Below are 18080 nucleotides of genomic sequence, written 5' to 3'. Positions count from 1 at the left end.
CGGCCTGGCCAAAAACACCGCACACGTGCTGACCTTGTTTGCGCTCTCCAATCTGTGGATGAAGCGAAAGCAGTTGCTGCCGGCTATGGGGAGCGTGCGCCTGTAAACCAGGAAATTCCCACGGAAAGCGCCAGAAATGGCGAAATTCCAAAGATTCAAACGCCACTCTTCGGAACGACGCGACATCCCGCACTCTCAGGCCTCGTTATTCAGACCTTCCCTAAGCGTCAGTGCCGCTCGGCCTGCACATTGCCGAAGCTCTCGCGATACGGCTGCAGCGACGGAATTTCATCCAGCAATTGACCACTGAGCGTCTGGATCTCCGGCGTGGCGGTCAGCTTGATCGACTTGTATTCCGGATCCGGGCCGGCCTCGTTGACCGCCTGCTGACGCAACATCTGCAGGTGGCCGAACAGCAGCTGCAGCTTGGCGCGTGTCGGCTCTTTCTGCGGCAGCGCGATGTCGTCGATCTTGAGCGTACCATCGGGGGTGATTTCGGCATTGGCAGCCGGCGGGCGGCGGATCATCACCGACTGCGTGGTGACCGCAACGCGCGGCTTGCCGCGTTCGGCGCGGCGAGACGATTGGTCGCCACAGGCAGCAAGCGTGCACAGCAGAAGCGCCATGCAGAGCATCACGAACTTGTTCATGGGGTCGATGGAGTGAGGAGAGCGCATTAGTGTAATCCCGCTCCGGTCTGCGGATCGGCAAAGCGGCAGTCCAGTGCCTGCCAAAATGTCGCAGGGCATCGTTCTGTTTGGTCGCCGTGCACGCATCGTCGGCTGGGGGCGCTTTCCGGCCAGCCAATCAGCAGCGGCGCGCGCCCTGCGAACAGCTGTGCAGGCGGTGCGATACGCAGTTGCCGAACGGTGCTGATGGAAGCGCTGCCACCTCCCCGCGACTAGTCGTCGACTAGGCGTGGGGCGCACAGGCGCCGCAGTGTACGAGCGGCACATGCCGCGCCGCGCACCGACGACGCCCGCTTGTCGGTGGGCGAAGTCGGTTTGTCGGCCGCTCTACTTGCGGCAATCGTCGATGTCGTGCTGCGTCAGGGTCGAATACGGCGCAAACGCCGGCACCAGGTGCGCGGCTGCATCCTGCGCGGTGCGCAGCGTGGCCAGCTGGTCGCAGATCTGCAGGGCCTTGTTCTTGAAGGTGTCCGCCTCGGCCTCGATCTTGTCGCCGATCTGATCGGAATTGCCGCTGAGCACGCCCTTGATCGCTTCGCCCGCCGCATGTGCGCCGAACGCCGCGCCCTGGGTGCCAATGTCGATGCCCTTCTTGGCCACGCCTTGCACCTGCGCGTAGTAACTGCGCATCGCCTGACGTTGCGCCTCGTTCAAGTCCACCGGCTTGCCGTCGACGCTGAGCGCGCCATCGGCACTGATGGTGGCGGCGGGCAAGCCATTGCGCTTGAGCGTCAGGCTCTTGCCGGTAAAGGTCACGCCGGCACCATTGGCCTGGCCGGAGACGTTGACGGTCGGTTCGGACTTGCCGCAACCCGCCAGCAAGACGCTCATCACTACCGCCGAAACAAGCAATTTCATCAGCAATTCCCCCACATCCTGAAAGAAGTCGTCATTTGTCTGCCGGTACCCGCGTGCTGCCGGAGACCTCGCTCACATCGATATCGCCGCTGCCTTTGTGCGCCACGCTCAGATCGCCACGCACCTTGCGGACATTCAACGCGCCGGAAGCGACCGACTCCACGTTGACATTGCCTTGCACATCGCGGACATCGACATCGCCCGAGCCGATCGTGCCGATCTTGATGTTGCCTGCGACGCCGTGCAGCTTGACCTCGCCGGACTGCACTTTCGCCACCTCGACCGCGCCGTGCACCTCACGCGCCTTGAGGTCGCCCGAGCCCACTGCCAACACGCGCAGAGCGCCCAGGTCTTCCAGCTCGACATCGCCGGAGCCCACCTTGGCAGTCACGCGGCCCTTGGTGCGACGAATCGTCATGTCGCCGGAACCCACATCGGCGCTCACTGCGGCGGCGCCGTTGATCTGCGCATCGCCGGATCCCACGTCGAATTGCACCAGCACCGTGTTGGGCACGCTGCCGCGCAGATCCAGGTAGGAGTAGCTGTTGCCGAAGGAGAACCGGCGGTCATCGTTCAAGGTCACCACCAGCTTGTCGCCGACGCGTTTCTGGGTCACGGTCAGGCTCTTGAGCAACTCAGCCCTGGCAGCACAGGCGCGCCCGCTCAGTTTTCCGCCGCCGCTGGGCGAGGCGTCCAGATGCAGGTCGTTGGAAGCGACCTCGAACAGGACCGACTTCACGCCGGTCAGCTGCAGGTCCAGGCTGCGTGGTTCGGAGAATTTGCACTGCTCCTCTGCTGCTGCGACACCGGGCAATGCGAGCAGGATGGCCAGGCTCAGGGTCAGGCGCATGGGACGTCCCTCAGGCTTCGGAGCGCCGACGGCGCAGATAGATGGAGGCGGCGATCAACGCAACGCCGATGGCTGCGCCGATCCAGATGTCAGGGCTGCCATACACACGTGTGCTATCGGTGTGCTGCAATGCCCACTGCACCAGATCGCTGGGGTTCTGGATCATGCTGCTGTCCAGATTGCCGCTGACGGCAAGCGGCGACCAGGTGCCGGGCAGGGCGCTGAGCAGGCCGCGATAGCCGACGATGTACCAGATCCAGCCGATCGGCAGCGACACGCCCGGCATCGCCGAGAGAATGCTCAGCATCACGCAGGCCAGCAGCGGAAACAGCACCGCCCACAGGAACGGCTTGCTGTTGGCCCAGGCCGAGCAGAACATCAGCCAGCCCACGGTCGGCAGCGCCCATAACAGGCTCATCGGAACGGTCTTCAGCAACAGCCATAGCAGCGAAAACGGGTGCGAATGGGTCGCCAGCGCCCAGGGGCTGGGCACACCTGCAATCAAGGCGCCAACGATGGCAATCAACCACAGCGCCATGCCGACTGCCGCACCGATCGCGATGGAAATCAGCGGCGCCAGCAGCAACGCCCAGGCGGCCTTGGACAACACTGTCTGCACGTCCGACACCGGCAACGATTTCCAGAACAGCACGCTGCGGTCGCGGCGGTCGTCGTACAGGCTGCCGAGCGCATAGAAAAACACCACGAACGCCAGGACTACCGACGCGATGCCGATGCCGCCCAGTAGCAGACCGTCGCCGACCTGGCCCAGCGTGCGGGTATATTCGGCCAGGTCGTCCATGGCAATGCTGTCGCCGACCATGTTGCGGCGCGCACTGATCGCACCGATCACCGCACCCAGCAGCGCGAAGAACACCGCAATGCCACCGGTGATGAACTGCGCCCACACGAAGCCGCCACGGTGCTCCCAATATTCGCGTTTGAGCAGCCAGGCGAAGGTGCGTGCGGGTGATGCTTGGTTGGTCACTGCATTCATGCGTAGGTCCCCTTCATGACCGCAACGAACAGGTCGGCTAGGCCGGGATTGCGGGTTTCGCCAAAACGGGCGAGCTGCTCTTTCGGCGCGCCATCGAACAACATCACGGTCTTGCCGAACGGCAGTCCGCGCTCGTCGATCGGCTTCAGCGCGCGTGCTGCATCCAGCTGATCGGCACCGACCAGGACTTCGGTGTAGCGCTCGGAGACGCTTTCCATATCGGCGGTGAGCACGATGCGGCCGTCGCGGATGAACATCACATCGGTGAGGATGTGTTCGATCTCCTCGACCTGGTGGGTGGTGACGATGATGGTCTTCTGCTCGTCGAAGTAATCCTCCAGCAGGCGCTGGTAGAACTGCTTGCGGTAGAGGATGTCCAGGCCCAGGGTCGGTTCGTCCAGCACCAGGATGCGTGCGTCGATGGCCATCACCAGCGCCAGATGCAGCTGCACGATCATGCCCTTGGACAACTCGCGCACCCGCGATTTGCGGTTGAGCTGGGTATTGGCCAGGAAACGTTCGCACTTGGCGCGATCGAAACGCGGATGCACGCCGGCGACGAAATCGATCGCTTCGCCGACCCGCAGCCAGCGCGGCAGCACCGCCACATCGGCAATGAAGCAGACCTCGTTCATCAGCGCGTTGCGCTGCGTGCGCGGATCCATGCCCAACACCTGCAACTCGCCGGCGAAATCGGTCAGGCCCAGCACCGCCTTGAGCGCAGTGGTCTTGCCGGCGCCGTTGGGGCCGATCAATCCAATGATGCGGCCAGCGGCGATGGTGAAGCTGGTGTTGTCCAGCGCGAGCCGATGCTTGTAGGCCTTGCGCAGGCCACGTGCATCGACCACATGGTCGGAGGAGACGGCGGTCATGGTGTTTTTCCCTGTGGCAACAGATCGTCGATGGACAGTCCCAGGCGCTGGATCCTTTCCAGCACGGCGGGCCATTCTTCATTCAAGAAACGCTCGCGTTCGCTGCCACGCAGCTTCTGTGCGGCTTCCGGGGTCATGAACATGCCCAGGCCGCGGCGTTTCTCCACCAGATTCTCGTCGGCCAGTTCCTGATAGGCGCGCGAGACGGTGATGGGGTTGAGTTGGTAATCGGCCGCCACCTGGCGCACCGAGGGCAGGGCATCGCCGGGCTTGAGAATTCCATCGAGCATCATGGCAATCACCCGTTCCTTGAGTTGGCGGTAGATGGGAGCGCCGTCGCTCCACTGAATGTCGTTCATGATCAGCTCCGTGGGCGCAGGGCCTGCGCGAAGGAGAAATAGGGCATCGACAGCGAAGCGCGCACATGCCGGCCAGGCCGGGAACGCGCTTCGGGGGGAGTTGTCGCGTTTTCCGTAACCGCCTCCGACACGCCATAATCGGCGCCGGACTCCGTCACCTGACTGGAAGCGGCTCCCAGGCAACCAATGGCAAACAGGGTGCTGCCGAACAGCAACAGCGGAACTGGTCGCGTGAAGCGTGTGCTGTTCATGCTTTCCCCTGCGCTGGATGACTGGTGTTGTATTCAACTATAACACCGACACGCAGGTAGTCAACTGTTTGTCATCCCCAACTGATGGCACCCCTTTATCGGTGCGCCGCCTCAACTATCGAAGGGCATTGCTCATGTTGCTCAATCGTCTGCTAGCTCTTGTATTGACTGGCTTTTTTGCAACGTCCGCGTTCGCTGCCGGCACCCCGGTACTGAATGTGGAGTACCGGCCGCTGGCCGTCAAGACGCCGATCAACCTGAACCGTACCTACGGCGGCAAGGTTGTCATGGTGGTCAACACCGCCAGCAAGTGCGGCTTCACCCCGCAGTACGAAGGTCTGGAAGCGCTCAACCAGCGCTTCGGCAGCCGCGGCTTCACCGTGCTCGGCTTTCCGTCCAACGATTTCCAGGGACAGGAACCGGGATCTGAGAAGCAGATCCAGGAATTCTGCACGCTGACCTATGGCGTGAAGTTCCCGATGTTTGAGAAGGTCCATGTGCTGGGTGCCGAGGCAACGCCGCTGTATCAGCGCCTGACCCAGGCCACTGGCGTGGCGCCGGGCTGGAACTTCCACAAGTATCTGATCGGTCGCGATGGCCGGGTGGTTGCGCAGTTCCCCAGCAAGATCAAACCGGACGATCCGAGCGTGCTGGCAGCAATCGAACGCGAGCTCAAGGCGCCGGCGCGCTGAGCGCAGCGCTCGCATCGCCGCGCGCGCGTGCGACAATGCGCATTCAGCGCCATCGGTGGCGTGTCTTTTCACTTTTGGGAAGTGCATCGAATGAAGATGGGAAAGCGCGGCGCGGCGGCGTCGTTACTGATGGTGGCAATGGCGGCGTCGATGCCGGCGATGTCGCAGCAACCGGCCGCAGCGGCCACCAAGGAGAAGCCAGCTTTGAATGCATCGTCTGATAAGAGCACGCGCGACAACGTCAGCTACGCCATCGGTATGGACGTGGCACGTTCGTTCGAGCCGATCGCTCAGGACATCGATGTGAACGCGATGCAACGCGCCATCGAAAATGCATTCAAGGGCGGCAAGCCGCTGTTGTCGGATGAGCAGACCCAGGCCACCGATACTGCATTGCGTACCGCGCTCGCTGCCCGCAACGGCCAGCAGGTGCCAGGCATGGCGCCGGGCGCCGCGCCGGCTGCACCGTCCAAGGAAAATGTCGGCCTGATGCTCGGCGATCGCGCGGTTGGTCCGTCGCTGGCCGGTATCAAGGACGAGATCGATCTGCCGATCCTGATGGAAGCGGTGCGTACCGTGTTCGCCAAGGGCACCACGCGTCTGACCCAGCAGGAGGCCGCAGCCACCATGCAGGCATTCGCCTCTGCCAAGCAGGGCGCTGCCGCTGCCAACAATCGCCAGCAGGGCAATGAATTCCTTGCCAAGAACAAGACCGAGAAGGGCGTGATCACCACCGCGTCCGGCCTGCAGTACATGGTGTTGCGCCAGGGTAGCGGCGAGCGCCCGATGCGGACCAGCAAGGTGCGTGTGAACTACGAAGGCAAGCTGCTCAACGGGCAGGTCTTCGACAGTTCCTACCAGCGCGGCCAGCCGGCGGAGTTCGGTCTGGATCAAGTCATTCCCGGTTGGACCGAGGGCGTGGCGTTGATGCCGGTCGGTTCGAAATACCGTTTCTGGATTCCATCCAACTTGGCCTATGGCCCGAACGGCACGCAAGGAGGACCGATCGGACCTGACGCAACGTTGACGTTCGATGTCGAACTGATGGGTATCCTTCCCTGATCTTCCGCAGGAGGCAGTTCATTCCATGCGCGTTGCGATCTTCGGCACCGGCTACGTGGGTCTTGTGACCGGTGCCTGCCTGGCGGAAGTGGGGCATCAGGTCGTCTGCGTGGATATCGATCAAGCCAAGCTCGATGCCCTCAATCGCGGGCTGATTCCGATCTACGAGCCCGGCCTGGAGCCGATGGTGAAGGCCAACCATGCCGCCGGCAGGTTGCGCTTCACCAGCGACGCGGCTGCCGCGATCGCGCATGGCGAGATCACCTTCATTGCCGTAGGCACGCCGGCCGACGAGGATGGGAGTGCCGACCTGCAATACGTGCTGGCAGTTGCGCGCACGGTGGGCCGACATATCGACGGCCCGGCGATCGTGGTCAACAAGTCAACGGTGCCGGTCGGCACGGCCGATCGCGTGCGCGCGGCGATCCAGGAAGAACTGGCCGCGCGCGGAGTGGCGCACGACTTCGATGTCGTCTCCAACCCCGAATTCCTCAAGGAAGGCGACGCGGTGGCCGACTGCATGCGCCCGGACCGCATCGTGATCGGCGCCAAGAAGCCGGCGGCCATTGCGCGCATGCGTCGCCTGTACGCACCGTTCAATCGCAACCGCGATCGCATCGTCGAAATGGACGTGCGTTCGGCCGAGCTGACCAAGTACGCGGCCAACGCGATGCTGGCGACCAAGATCAGTTTCATGAACGAGATCGCCAATATTGCCGAGCGTGTCGGTGCCGACGTCGAACACGTGCGTAACGGCATCGGCTCTGATCCGCGTATTGGCTGGCACTTCATCTATCCCGGCGCCGGTTACGGCGGCTCGTGCTTCCCGAAGGACGTGCAGGCATTGGCCAAGACGGCCGAGCAGTACGGAATGCAGCCGACCCTGCTCAACGCAGTGGAAAGCGTCAATAACGCGCAGAAGGGCCATCTGTTCGAACTGGTGCAGCGGCATTACGGCACCGAGGGCGCCGGCATTGTGGCCGGCAAGACCTTCGCGGTGTGGGGTCTGGCGTTCAAGCCCAATACCGACGACATGCGTGCTGCGTCCAGCCGTCGCTTGATGGAACAGTCGTGGGAAGCCGGTGCCACCGTGCGCGTCTACGACCCTGAAGCCACTCGCGAAGCCAGGCGCATCTTCGGCGAGCGCGATGATCTGACCTTCTGCGACAATGCCTTTTCTGCACTGGAAGATGCCGACGCACTGGTCGTGGTTACCGAGTGGAAGCAGTTCCGGAGCCCGGACTTCGGCAAGATCAAGCAGGCCTTGAAGGACGATGTCGTCTTCGACGGCCGCAACCTTTACGACCCGCAAGAGATCGAAGCCGCAGGTCTGGCGTACTACGCCATTGGACGAGGCCGTTCGCTGTATGCATGAGCAACTCCCGCTGCAAGACCGCGCGCTGGAAGCGCGGTTGATCGAATTGGAAACGCGCCTCTCCTTCCAGGAGCAGGCGCTCAACGAACTGAGTGAAGCACTTGCAGACGCCCGTTTGACGGGCGCACGCAATGCCGAATTGATCCGCCACCTGCTCGAGGATCTGGGCAAGGTGCGCTCCACATTGTTTGCCGATGCAGCGGACGAACCGCCGCCTCCGCACTACTGATTGCAGATTGCCACCGCCATGAGCGATACCTTACGTGACCAGTTGCTTGGGTTGGGCTTCAAGTCCGCGCCCAAGCCCGAACGCAAACCCGATGCACGTCCTGCAGCGCGTGCGCATGGCAATGGTGGCAAGCCAGCACCCGGGGGTAATCGGCCGGGCCAGGCCAGGGGGCCGCAGCGTCCGCATGCCGCTGCGGCGACCGATGGCCATGGCGAGCGCAAACCCGCTGGCAGGCCCGAGCGTCGTCATGACGGCAAGCCCGGTGCAGCGCCGCGTCCGCAGCATCCCGCTGCAGACCGCCGTGGCCCCAGGCCGGCGCGCACGCGCGAAGATATCGATCTGGCCAAGGCCTATGCGATCCGTGCGCAGCGCGAGAAGGACGAGCGCATCGAAGCCGAGCGAGTGAAGCAGGAAGAAGCACGTCTGCGTCGCGAAGCCAAGGCCAAGCTCGAAGCGCTGGTGAAGGACAAGGGCCTGAATGATGCCGCTGCGGATATCGCCCGGCACTTTCCGTATGGCGGCAAGATCAAGCGCATTTACGTCAACGCCGATCAGCTCAAGGCGCTCAACACCGGGGAGCTGGGCGTGCTGCAACTCAACGGACGCTATCTGCTGGTGACTGCCGAGCTTCTCGCCGAAGCCGAAGCGGTGTTCGCCCCATCGGTGGCATTGAAAGTGGACCCAAACGCACCAGCGGGCGAGGACCCGTACGCTGATCCGAAATATCAGGTGCCCGACGATCTGGTCTGGTAAGACGCGCGCTGCGTGGTGTGTGTTGTATACGGGCGCCTACGGGTGCCCTTTTTTTTAGGCATTTTCCGCAGCCAGCAAGCGCGCAGCCGCCGCGTAAGCCAGAGGGCGGCCATCGGATTGTCGGGCGTAGAACGCATGCTGGTTGTCTGGTCATGGTGCCGCACTGCCATCGGGGCTCACCCTGACCGCTAACCCGGCAGACAATGGCCAGAGCGCCGCTATACAAGCCGGTCACAGGCGGCGCGGCACCATGCGCGCCGTTACGTATCGATGCGGGCTGGCGCCTCTGCCGTGGCCTCGTCCCTGCGTGGTTGCTCTGTCCTGCCAATGGTGCTGCATATGTCCCTGTGGTCGAAATCCTTGAAATCCAACGCCGTGGCGGCCGTCGTCTCTCGTGCGCCTGTTCGCGTGCCGGTGCGGGCGCCGCGCCGAACGCCGTCGGCTTTGGCGATGCTTGCGCTGTGCGTGGCTAGCGGGCACGCCGCCGCGCAGTCAGACGATGCGCCGGCGTTCGACCGGCCGGGCATTCCGTTCGCTGCGGAGGCGTTGCAGCCAGGTGCGTTTGCCTGGGAACAGGGCTTGCCTGATGCGAGTACCGATCGCAGCGGCGGGCAGCGCACGACCCAATACACTGCCGACACGCTGCTGCGTCTGGGGTTGTTCCAGGATGTGGAGCTGCAACTCGGGAGCGACAGCTACAACTGGCAGCATGGCGGTGGCGCGCGGGTGCGTGGCGGTGGCGACAGCAGTGTCGGGTTGAAGGTGGCCTTGCCATCGCGCTCGGAGAACTTTCATTGGGCTGCGTTGGGCACTTACAGCATCCCGACCGGCAGCCCGGCCTTCAGCGACGGCTACTCGCGCGAACTCGGGGTGACTGCATCCTGGGATCTGGCGCAGCAGCGCGCCATCGCGTTATACGTCAATTACGCGCGCGACGACGACGGGCACACCTGGACGTTCTCTCCCAATTACACGTTTTTCTCCGGCGACCATTTCAGCAGCTATGTGGAAGCGGGCTTGGACACCGGCAGCGAGCATGCGCGTGTGGCTGGGGCGGGTGGCGCCTGGCAGCTGCCGCATGCGATGCAGCTGGATGTGTCGGTGTTGCGCGGACTGACCTCGGAAAGCCCGGACTGGCAGGGTGGCATCGGACTGTCGATCGCGTTTGAGTGAGTGGCACGAACCGCCGCTGCTGGGTCACTGGCCAGTCGGCGCGTTGCCCTGGGCCTCTCAGCCTGGTGCCAGGTGAGCTATGTTGCACTGCCGCATGCATTGGCTGCGCGGAAAAGGCCTAATTGGATCGATCCAATTTGATGCCACTGCATGTGTCTTTCTTCCACCGCAAGGCTTGCCACGTGACGCCAGCCAAGCCGACACCCGAGATGACAACGGACGACGCGACGCAGGGCGCGCGGCGCGGTGACGTTACGCGATATCGCCGGCGCCATTGGTGTCTCGCGCGCAACGGTGTCGCTGGTGCTGCGCGGTAGCCCGCTCGTGCATGCGAGCACGCGCGCGCGCGTGGAGGCCGAGCTGGATCGGCAGAATTACGTCTACAACCGCGCCGCGGCGAATTTACGCCAGCGCACCTCGTCCAGCGTCGCGCTGGTGATCAACGATTTGTCCAACCCGTTTTTTGCCGAGTTCGCCGCCGGCGTCGACGAAGCACTGGGCGCAGCCGGCTATGTCACCTTGCTCGGTAGCACTGGCGAATCGACGCAGCGTCAACAAGCAGTGCTGACCTCGCTGATGGAGCACACGCCGGCGGGCATCATCCTGTCGCCGGCCGAAGGCAGCCAGGCGCAGGCGCTGAGCCAGGTGCTCGGCCGCCAGCGCAACGTGGTGCTGTTCAATCGCGAGGTGGAAGGCGCGCACTGGGATCTGCTGGCGCTCGACAACGCACAAGGCGCGTTCGTGGCCTGTTCGCATCTGATCGCGCAAGGTCATCGGCGTATCGTGTTCTTCGGTGGGCATGCCGCATCCAGTTCCTGCCGCCAGCGCCGCGCCGGCTACGCGCGTGCGATGCAGGAGGCGGACCTGGAAACGCATTACGTCGAGTCGGCTCCAAATCGCCAGGACGCCGCAGTCTGCGGGGCGCGCTTGCTAAACGGTACGGCGCAGGCAGCGACTGCGGCGGTCTGCTACAACGACACCGTTGCGCTCGGCTTGATGGCGGCACTGGCCAAGCACGGCCTCGTACCCGGCCGCGACTTCGCGGTGACCGGCTTCGACGATATCGCCGAAGCGGCGCTGTTCACGCCTGCATTGACCACCCTGGCTGCAGACCCGCGTGCGCGGGGCAGGCAGGCTGCGCAATTGGTGCTGCAACGCATCGGTAGCCCCGAGCTTGCCGCACAACAGCTGACCGCCGCAGTCGCACTGAATATTCGTGCGAGCAGCGCCTGCGGACCCACAACGCGAATGTCACCACCTCCCCCAAGCGGTCCATCCGCCCATTCCCCCACCAAGGCCTCAGGCCGCTGACCAGACAATCCCTATGGTTTCCCTTTCCACGCAATCCTCCGTGCCCAGCGGCAACAAGGCGCCCGTCAACAACGGCGTCGCGTTGTCGGTGGTCACCACGATCTTTTTCATGTGGGGCTTTCTGACCTGCCTCAACGACATCCTGATTCCGCATCTGAAGGCGGTGTTCGAGCTCAACTTCGCGCAGGCGATGCTGGTGCAGTTCACCTTCTTCGGTGCCTATTTCCTGATGTCGCTGCCGGCCGGTTGGCTGGTGAACCGGTTGGGCTATAAGCAGGGTATCGTGGCCGGCTTGGCGGTGGCGGCGGTCGGCGCGCTGGGCTTCTGGCCGGCGGCGGAATTGCGCGTGTACAGCGCATTTCTCGGCGCGTTGTTCGTATTGGCCACTGGCATCACCATCTTGCAGGTGGCGGCCAATCCCTACGTCGCCTTGCTGGGGCCAGAGCGTAGCGCCTCCAGTCGCTTGACCCTGGCCCAGGCACTGAATTCGCTCGGCACTGCAATCGCGCCACTGTTGGGCGGCTGGTTGATCCTGTCCAACACGGTAATGAGCGGCGACCAACTGAAGGCCCTGCCGGAAGCTGAGCAACTGGCTTATCGCGTGCAGGAAGCGCAGGCCGTGCAAGGCCCGTACATCGGGCTGGGCATCGTGCTGTTCCTGTTGGCGATCTTCGTGTTTTTGTTCCGTCTGCCGGCTCTGACCGACGCCAGCGCACAGAAAGACGACAGCACGCATTCCTTGCTCGATGCCTTGCAACACCCGCATGTGCGCTTCGGTGTGTTGGCGATCTTTTTCTACGTTGGCGCAGAAGTGGCGATCGGCAGCCTGATGGTCAATTACTTCTCGCTGCCGCAGATCGGTGGGTTCACCGAGCGCGAGGCAACCAGGTATGTGTCGGCCTACTGGACGCTGGCGATGATCGGCCGTTTCATCGGCTCGGCGCTGCTGGCCAAGCTGTCGCCGCGCGTGTTGTTGTCGGTGTTCGCTGCAATCAACGCGGTGTTGCTGGGCCTGACCATGGCCAGCGGCGGCATGTTGGCGGTGTACGCGCTGGTGGCGATCGGCCTGTTCAATTCGATCATGTTCCCGACCATCTTCACCCTGGGCATCGAGCGGCTTGGTCCGCTGACCGGGCGCGCGTCGAGCCTGCTGATCATGGCCATTGTCGGCGGCGCAATCGTGCCGTATCTGCAAGGGTTGCTCGCCGACAGCATCGGCCTGCATGAGTCGTTCGTGCTGCCGTTGCTGTGCTACCTGTACATCGTGTTCTACGGTATCTGGGGCTCGCGGTTGCGCGGCGCACTGGCGGAGGCACGCGCATGAGTGCGAGCAAGCATCAGGTGGTGTGTTTCGGCGAAGCGCTGATCGACATGCTGGCGTTGCCGCAGGCCCGCCCGGACGAGGCGCGCACCTTCGCGCAATATGCCGGCGGTGCGCCGGCCAATGTCGCCGTTGCGGTGGCGCGCCTGGGGGGCGCTGCGCATTTTGTGGGCATGCTCGGGCGCGACATGTTCGGCGATTTCCTGCTGCAAAGCCTGCAGCAATCGGGCGTGGCGACCGACGGCATCGTACGCACCGATCAGGCCAAGACTGCGTTGGCGTTCGTTGCGTTGGACGACGCGGGCGAACGCAGTTTCAGTTTCTACCGTCCACCGGCAGCGGACCTGTTGTTCCGTCCCGAGCACTTCGCTGCGGACGGGTTTACGCAGGCAGCGGTCTTGCATGTGTGCTCCAACAGCATGACCGAGCCGGAAATTGCCCAGTGCACGCTCGACGGCATGCGCCGTGCGCGCGCCGATGGCGCCATCGTCAGCCTTGATCTGAATCTGCGCCCGATGCTGTGGCCGCAGGATGTCGACCCGGCGCCGTTGCTATGGGAGGCGCTGGCGTTGGCCGATGTGGTCAAGCTTTCGCGCGAGGAACTTGAGTATCTGGCGGGAACGCTCGATAGCGACGCCAGTGCGGTCACGCAAAAGCTGTGGCAGGGCAGGGCCAGTTGGTTGCTGGTCACCGATGGCGGCGGGCCGGTGCATTGGCAGACACGTACCGATTCGGGCCAGGTGCCGGCGTTCCAGGTGCAGGTGCGCGATAGCACCGCCGCCGGCGATGCGTTCGTCGGCGGGCTGCTGTATCAGCTGGCAACGCGTGCTGCATCGCTGGAGCAGCTGTGCGGTGATCCCGCGGTAATCAATGAGGTGATCCGGTTTGCTGCCGCGGTCGGCGCGCTGGCGGTGACGCGCAAGGGCGCGTTCGCGGCAATGCCGAGCATCGATGAAGTCCATTCCTTGATCCAGGAACAATCATGAGCCGTTTGCCTGCAACACCCGCACCCGATTTCCGTTCGGCCGACGTCTTGCGCCAGCACATCGCCGACACCATGGCGTTCTATCATCCGCGCGCGATCGATCCGGCCGGTGGGTTTTTCCAGTATTTCCGCGATGACGGTTCGATCTACGATGCCGGGCATCGGCACTTGGTCAGCAGTACGCGCTTCGTCTTCAACTACGCGATGGCCTACCGCGAGTTCGGCGATGCTGCGTACCTGCAGGCGGTACGTCACGGGCTGGACTATCTGCGCAACGTGCATCGCAACCCGCAAACCGGGGGTTATGCGTGGACGCTGCGCGATGGCGTGGTCGAAGACGACATGAATCACTGCTACGGCGTTGCCTTTGTGTTGCTGGCGTATTCGTGCGGCTTGAAAGCCGGCGTCGATGAGGCGCGTGCGTGGATGGACGAAACCTGGCAACTGCTGGAAAAACACTTCTGGGAAGCAGGCTTCGGCTTGTATCGCGACGAAGCCGACGCGCAGTTCAACTTCACCAGCTACCGCGGTCAGAACGCCAACATGCATATGTGCGAGGCGATGATCGCCGCGTACGAGGCCAGCGGCGAGCAGCGTTATCTCGATCGTGCACTGGTGCTGGCGGAGAACATGACCCAACGCCAGGCTGCCAAAGCCGATGGGCTGGTGTGGGAGCATTACGACCTGCAGTGGAATATCGACTGGGATTACAACCGCGATAATCCCAAGCACCTGTTCCGCCCGTGGGGCTTTCAGCCGGGCCATCAGACCGAATGGGCCAAGCTGCTGATGCTGCTGGATCGCTATGCGCCGGCCGACTGGTTGCTGCCCACCGCGCAGCACCTGTTCGATGTGGCGGTGGAGCGCTCATGGGATACGCAGCGCGGCGGGCTGTATTACGGCTTCGACCCTGAAGGCAATGTCTGCGACGACGACAAGTATTTCTGGGTGCAGGCCGAGTCGTTGGCCGCTGCCGCATTGCTGGCGCAGCGCAGCGGCGACGATCGCTACTGGCAGTGGTACGACACGCTGTGGGCCTATTCGTGGGCGCACATGATCGACCATCAGTATGGCGCGTGGTATCGCATCCTGGATGCGGACAACCGCAAGTACAGCGATGAGAAAAGCCCGGCGGGTAAGACCGATTACCACACCATGGGCGCGTGCTACGAAGTCTTGAACGTGTTGCGGCCGGCTGCTTGATGCTGGCGTGATCCAAGCGCCGCCGCGCAATGCGGTGGCATTGCAGCGTAGGAACGCACCCGGGCGCGATGAGGTTCTACCAGGAAAGCCTCATCGCGCCCGGGTGCGCTCCTACGATCTGCGGACTGCAGATGCCCTTACTCCGGGTCGTAATCCAGATTCGATGCCAGCCAACGCTCGGCCAGTGCCGGCGTGATGCCCTTGCGCTTTGCGTAATCGGCCACCTGTTCCTTGCTCAGTCGCCCGACCACGAAGTACTGGCTCTTGGGGTGGCTGAAGTAATACCCGGAGACCGCGGCAGTGGGCAGCATCGCGAAGCTTTCGGTCAGCGACATGTCGGCGTTGCGCTCGGCATCGAGCAGATCGAACAAGGTACGTTTTTCGCTGTGTTCGGGGCAGGCCGGGTAACCGGGTGCCGGGCGAATGCCGCGATAGCGCTCGGCGATCAAGGCTTCGTTGTCCAACGCTTCGTCCTCGACATAACCCCAGAACTCGGTGCGCACGCGTTGATGCAGGCGCTCGGCCAGTGCCTCTGCCAGACGGTCGGCCAGAGCCTTGAGCAGGATGGAATTGTAGTCGTCGTGCGCGGCTTCGAACCGGGCCACATGCGCATCGATACCGATGCCGGCAGTGACCGCGAAGGCGCCGATCCAGTCCTGCGTGCCGCTGCTTTTCGGAGCGATGAAATCGGCCAGGCAGAAATCCGGGCGGTCGATGGGCTTGTCGACTTGTTGGCGCAAAAAGTGCAGGAGTTGCCGGGATTGGGGATTGGAAATTCGGGATTGGCTTTGCTTCTGCCAATCTCCAACCTCGACTTCCGAATCCCGGTGGTCCGTCAGGATCACCTCAACATCATCCCCAACGCTATTTGCCGGCCACAGCCCGAACACGGCCTTGGCCGTCAGCCACTTCTCTTCGACGATGCGCTTGAGCATGCGGCGTGCGTCGCGATACAGCTCGCTGGCCTGGGTGCCGACGATTTCGTCGCTGAGAATCGCGGGAAACTTGCCGGCCAGTTCCCATGCCTGAAAGAACGGCGTCCAGTCGATGAGTTCGATCAGCTCCTGCAACGGGTAGTCATCGAAGACGTGGATGCCTGGCTGGCGTGGGGCCGGTGGCGTGTAAGTGCCCCAATCGCCGTCGAAGCGTTGCGCACGCGCTTTTTCGAGCGACACCAAGCGCTTGGCATCGCCGCGATTACGGTGGCGTGCGCGGATTTCCGCGTAATCGGCATCGTTGGCGGCGACGAAGGCCTGGCGCAGGTCGCGCGAGATCAGCGACTGCGCCACGCCCACGGCACGCGAGGCGTCCTTCACCCACACGATGGGCGCGGTGTAGTGCGGGTCGATCTTCAGCGCGGTGTGCGCGCGCGAGGTCGTTGCGCCGCCGATCAACAACGGAATGTCAAAGCCCTGCCGCTGCATCTCGCGCGCCACATGCGACATTTCTTCCAGAGATGGCGTGATGAGGCCGGACAGCCCGATCAGATCCGCGTTTTCTTCGCGTGCGCGATCCAGGATCACCTGCGCCGAGACCATTACGCCCAGATCCACCACATCGAAGTTGTTGCAGGCCAACACCACGCCGACGATGTTCTTGCCGATGTCGTGCACGTCGCCCTTGACGGTGGCCATGATGATCTTGCCGTTGGACTTGCCGACATCGCCGGTGCGCAGTTTTTCCGCTTCGATGAAGGGCAGCAGATACGCCACCGCTTTTTTCATCACGCGCGCGGACTTGACCACCTGCGGCAAAAACATCTTGCCGGCGCCGAACAAATCGCCCACCACGTTCATGCCGTCCATCAGCGGGCCTTCGATCACGTCCAGAGGGCGTGTGGAATGCTGGCGCGCTTCTTCGGTATCGGTTTCCACGAATGCATCGATGCCATGCACCAGCGCATGCGCCAAGCGCGCGCGTACCGGCTTGTCGCGCCAGGCCAGGTCTTCGACTTTTGCCGCGCCCTTGGTGCCCTTGTAGCGCTCGGCGATTTCCAGCAGACGTTCGGTGCCGTCACGGCGTCGGTTGAGGATCACGTCCTCCACGCGTTCGCGCAGTTCCGGGTCCAGTTCGTCGTAGATCGGCATGCCGCCGGCGTTGACGATGCCCATGTCCATACCGGCCTTGATCGCATGGAACAGGAACACCGAGTGGATTGCCTGGCGTACGGTTTCGTTGCCGCGGAACGAGAACGAGACATTGGAAACGCCGCCGGACACATGGCAGCGCGGCAGCGTGTCCTTGATGATGCGGGTAGCTTCGATGAAGTCCACCGCGTAGTTGTCGTGCTCTTCGATGCCGGTGGCCACGGCAAAGATGTTCGGGTCGAAGATGATGTCTTCCGGCGGAAAGCCCACCTGCTCGGTCAGCAGCGTGTAGGCGCGCGTGCAGATCTCGACCTTGCGTGCGCAGGTGTCGGCCTGGCCCGCTTCGTCGAAGGCCATCACCACCGCGGCGGCGCCGTAGCGCAAGACCTTGCGGGCGTGTTCGATGAACACCGCTTCGCCTTCCTTGAGCGAGATGGAATTCACCACGCTCTTGCCTTGCAGGCACTTCAATCCCGCTTCGATGACACTCCACTTGGACGAATCCACCATCACCGGAATGCGCGCGATATCCGGCTCGGACATGATCAGGTTGAGAAAGCGCGTCATTGCCTTCTCCGAATCGATCAGGCCTTCATCCATGTTGACGTCGAGGATCTGCGCACCGCTGTCCACCTGCTGACGCGCGACCTCCACCGCTTCCTCGTAGCGCTCCTCCTTGATCAGCTTGCGGAACTGCGCACTGCCGGTGACGTTGGTGCGCTCGCCGACATTGACGAACAACAGGTCCGGCGTAATGACCAGCGGCTCAAGGCCGGACAAGCGGGTGTAGCGGGGAGTGCTCATGCAAGGCTCTGCTGGAAGGCGACGCCGACGGCGCGATCGGTCGTGGTGAGTAGGTGTTCACGGTCCGACCCTGGGGCGCGGTGCAATGCGGCCCTCATCCGGTGCTTCGCGCCACCTTCTCCCGCAAGTGGGAGAAGGCAGGTGGACTGCGCACGGCGCGTCCTTGCGGCAATCCAAGCGCCGCACTGTCCTTCTCCCGCCAGCGGGAG

The 18080-nt window shown here is 63.3% G+C and carries 17 protein-coding genes and 2 pseudogenes; 11 read left to right on the top strand and 8 right to left on the bottom strand.

The features are described from left to right. Window positions 1-106, top strand: a pseudogene (locus F7R02_RS13225) (IS5/IS1182 family transposase); the annotation flags it as partial. Window positions 107-227: 121 nt separating this feature from the next. Here the strand turns inward: F7R02_RS13225 and F7R02_RS13215 are convergent. The 7 genes from F7R02_RS13215 to F7R02_RS13185 all read right to left on the bottom strand — a co-directional run bounded on the left by F7R02_RS13215 (window position 228) and on the right by F7R02_RS13185 (window position 4876). After that, window positions 228-650: a hypothetical protein gene (locus tag F7R02_RS13215; protein ID WP_003483680.1), complete on the bottom strand. Its 423-nt coding sequence runs from the start codon at window positions 648-650 to the stop codon at window positions 228-230. A gap of 366 nt (window positions 651-1016) precedes the next feature. Continuing rightward, a complete protein-coding gene (locus tag F7R02_RS13210) occupies window positions 1017-1547 on the bottom strand; it encodes a DUF2884 family protein (protein WP_005925590.1) in 531 nt (176 codons plus the stop codon). 31 nt (window positions 1548-1578) lie between these two features. Beyond that, the gene (locus tag F7R02_RS13205) at window positions 1579-2397 is read right to left on the bottom strand and encodes a DUF4097 family beta strand repeat-containing protein (protein WP_078590580.1); all 819 of its coding nucleotides are present in this window, start codon (window positions 2395-2397) and stop codon (window positions 1579-1581) included. Window positions 2398-2407: 10 nt separating this feature from the next. Beyond that, window positions 2408-3394, bottom strand: coding sequence for a hypothetical protein (locus tag F7R02_RS13200; protein WP_003483688.1), 987 nt, complete (start codon window positions 3392-3394; stop codon window positions 2408-2410). After that, a complete protein-coding gene (locus F7R02_RS13195) occupies window positions 3391-4266 on the bottom strand; it encodes an ABC transporter ATP-binding protein (protein WP_005913764.1) in 876 nt (291 codons plus the stop codon). The genes F7R02_RS13200 and F7R02_RS13195 overlap by 4 nt, the downstream gene beginning before the upstream one ends. Continuing rightward, a complete protein-coding gene (locus tag F7R02_RS13190; protein ID WP_003483692.1) occupies window positions 4263-4625 on the bottom strand; it encodes a GntR family transcriptional regulator in 363 nt (120 codons plus the stop codon). Before F7R02_RS13190 ends, F7R02_RS13195 begins: the two co-directional genes overlap by 4 nt. Before the next feature lie 2 nt (window positions 4626-4627). Further along, window positions 4628-4876, bottom strand: a complete 249-nt coding sequence (locus F7R02_RS13185; RefSeq protein ID WP_015472303.1) for a hypothetical protein — start codon at window positions 4874-4876, stop codon at window positions 4628-4630. Window positions 4877-5010: 134 nt separating this feature from the next. Here F7R02_RS13185 and F7R02_RS13180 point away from each other — a divergent pair, with 134 nt between their 5' ends. The 10 genes and pseudogenes from F7R02_RS13180 to F7R02_RS13135 all read left to right on the top strand — a co-directional run bounded on the left by F7R02_RS13180 (window position 5011) and on the right by F7R02_RS13135 (window position 14980). Further along, window positions 5011-5568, top strand: coding sequence for a glutathione peroxidase (locus F7R02_RS13180; protein WP_078590578.1), 558 nt, complete (start codon window positions 5011-5013; stop codon window positions 5566-5568). A gap of 90 nt (window positions 5569-5658) precedes the next feature. Next, on the top strand, window positions 5659-6630 hold the full coding sequence (locus F7R02_RS13175) for an FKBP-type peptidyl-prolyl cis-trans isomerase (RefSeq protein ID WP_033484221.1): 972 nt from the start codon (window positions 5659-5661) through the stop codon (window positions 6628-6630). 25 nt (window positions 6631-6655) lie between these two features. Next, window positions 6656-8005 (top strand): UDP-glucose dehydrogenase family protein, encoded by a 1350-nt coding sequence (locus F7R02_RS13170; RefSeq protein WP_078590576.1) that lies wholly within the window; start codon window positions 6656-6658, stop codon window positions 8003-8005. Then, window positions 7998-8234: a SlyX family protein gene (locus F7R02_RS13165; protein WP_003483700.1), complete on the top strand. Its 237-nt coding sequence runs from the start codon at window positions 7998-8000 to the stop codon at window positions 8232-8234. The genes F7R02_RS13170 and F7R02_RS13165 overlap by 8 nt, the downstream gene beginning before the upstream one ends. Window positions 8235-8252: 18 nt before the next feature. Continuing rightward, entirely contained in the window at window positions 8253-8987 is a 735-nt protein-coding gene (locus F7R02_RS13160; protein WP_011050998.1) for a DUF2058 domain-containing protein, read from the top strand. Between the two features lie 327 nt (window positions 8988-9314). After that, window positions 9315-10160, top strand: a complete 846-nt coding sequence (locus F7R02_RS13155; RefSeq protein ID WP_033484223.1) for a transporter — start codon at window positions 9315-9317, stop codon at window positions 10158-10160. 140 nt (window positions 10161-10300) lie between these two features. Further along, window positions 10301-11471 (top strand): annotated as a pseudogene (locus F7R02_RS13150) (LacI family DNA-binding transcriptional regulator). Between the two features lie 13 nt (window positions 11472-11484). After that, window positions 11485-12795, top strand: coding sequence for an L-fucose:H+ symporter permease (gene fucP / locus F7R02_RS13145; RefSeq protein ID WP_033484225.1), 1311 nt, complete (start codon window positions 11485-11487; stop codon window positions 12793-12795). Next, window positions 12792-13778 (top strand): carbohydrate kinase family protein, encoded by a 987-nt coding sequence (locus F7R02_RS13140; RefSeq protein ID WP_033484228.1) that lies wholly within the window; start codon window positions 12792-12794, stop codon window positions 13776-13778. Before fucP ends, F7R02_RS13140 begins: the two co-directional genes overlap by 4 nt. Beyond that, a complete protein-coding gene (locus F7R02_RS13135) occupies window positions 13775-14980 on the top strand; it encodes an AGE family epimerase/isomerase (RefSeq protein WP_078590573.1) in 1206 nt (401 codons plus the stop codon). The genes F7R02_RS13140 and F7R02_RS13135 overlap by 4 nt, the downstream gene beginning before the upstream one ends. 137 nt (window positions 14981-15117) lie before the next feature. On the opposite strand, the gene metH is transcribed toward F7R02_RS13135, so the two are convergent. Further along, complete coding sequence (gene metH, locus F7R02_RS13130) at window positions 15118-17871, bottom strand: methionine synthase (RefSeq protein WP_078590572.1); 2754 nt, start codon at window positions 17869-17871, stop codon at window positions 15118-15120. Window positions 17872-18080 lie beyond the last annotated feature (209 nt).

Source organism: Xanthomonas cissicola, assembly GCF_008801575.1.
Classification (GTDB): Bacteria; Pseudomonadota; Gammaproteobacteria; order Xanthomonadales; family Xanthomonadaceae; genus Xanthomonas; species Xanthomonas cissicola.
This window is presented reverse-complemented; position numbering and strand designations above follow the sequence as displayed.

Excerpts from the sequence above, each read along its gene's own strand:
- F7R02_RS13215 (WP_003483680.1), bottom strand. The coding sequence starts at position 650 with ATGAACAAGTTCGTGATGCTCTGCATGGCGCTTCTGCTGTGCACGCTT.
- F7R02_RS13210 (WP_005925590.1), bottom strand. The coding sequence starts at position 1,547 with ATGAAATTGCTTGTTTCGGCGGTAGTGATGAGCGTCTTGCTGGCGGGT.
- F7R02_RS13205 (WP_078590580.1), bottom strand. The coding sequence starts at position 2,397 with ATGCGCCTGACCCTGAGCCTGGCCATCCTGCTCGCATTGCCCGGTGTC.
- F7R02_RS13200 (WP_003483688.1), bottom strand. The coding sequence starts at position 3,394 with ATGAATGCAGTGACCAACCAAGCATCACCCGCACGCACCTTCGCCTGG.
- F7R02_RS13195 (WP_005913764.1), bottom strand. The coding sequence starts at position 4,266 with ATGACCGCCGTCTCCTCCGACCATGTGGTCGATGCACGTGGCCTGCGC.
- F7R02_RS13190 (WP_003483692.1), bottom strand. The coding sequence starts at position 4,625 with ATGAACGACATTCAGTGGAGCGACGGCGCTCCCATCTACCGCCAACTC.
- F7R02_RS13185 (WP_015472303.1), bottom strand. The coding sequence starts at position 4,876 with ATGAACAGCACACGCTTCACGCGACCAGTTCCGCTGTTGCTGTTCGGC.
- F7R02_RS13180 (WP_078590578.1), top strand. The coding sequence starts at position 5,011 with ATGTTGCTCAATCGTCTGCTAGCTCTTGTATTGACTGGCTTTTTTGCA.
- F7R02_RS13175 (WP_033484221.1), top strand. The coding sequence starts at position 5,659 with ATGAAGATGGGAAAGCGCGGCGCGGCGGCGTCGTTACTGATGGTGGCA.
- F7R02_RS13170 (WP_078590576.1), top strand. The coding sequence starts at position 6,656 with ATGCGCGTTGCGATCTTCGGCACCGGCTACGTGGGTCTTGTGACCGGT.
- F7R02_RS13165 (WP_003483700.1), top strand. The coding sequence starts at position 7,998 with ATGCATGAGCAACTCCCGCTGCAAGACCGCGCGCTGGAAGCGCGGTTG.
- F7R02_RS13160 (WP_011050998.1), top strand. The coding sequence starts at position 8,253 with ATGAGCGATACCTTACGTGACCAGTTGCTTGGGTTGGGCTTCAAGTCC.
- F7R02_RS13155 (WP_033484223.1), top strand. The coding sequence starts at position 9,315 with ATGGTGCTGCATATGTCCCTGTGGTCGAAATCCTTGAAATCCAACGCC.
- fucP (WP_033484225.1), top strand. The coding sequence starts at position 11,485 with ATGGTTTCCCTTTCCACGCAATCCTCCGTGCCCAGCGGCAACAAGGCG.
- F7R02_RS13140 (WP_033484228.1), top strand. The coding sequence starts at position 12,792 with ATGAGTGCGAGCAAGCATCAGGTGGTGTGTTTCGGCGAAGCGCTGATC.
- F7R02_RS13135 (WP_078590573.1), top strand. The coding sequence starts at position 13,775 with ATGAGCCGTTTGCCTGCAACACCCGCACCCGATTTCCGTTCGGCCGAC.
- metH (WP_078590572.1), bottom strand. The coding sequence starts at position 17,871 with ATGAGCACTCCCCGCTACACCCGCTTGTCCGGCCTTGAGCCGCTGGTC.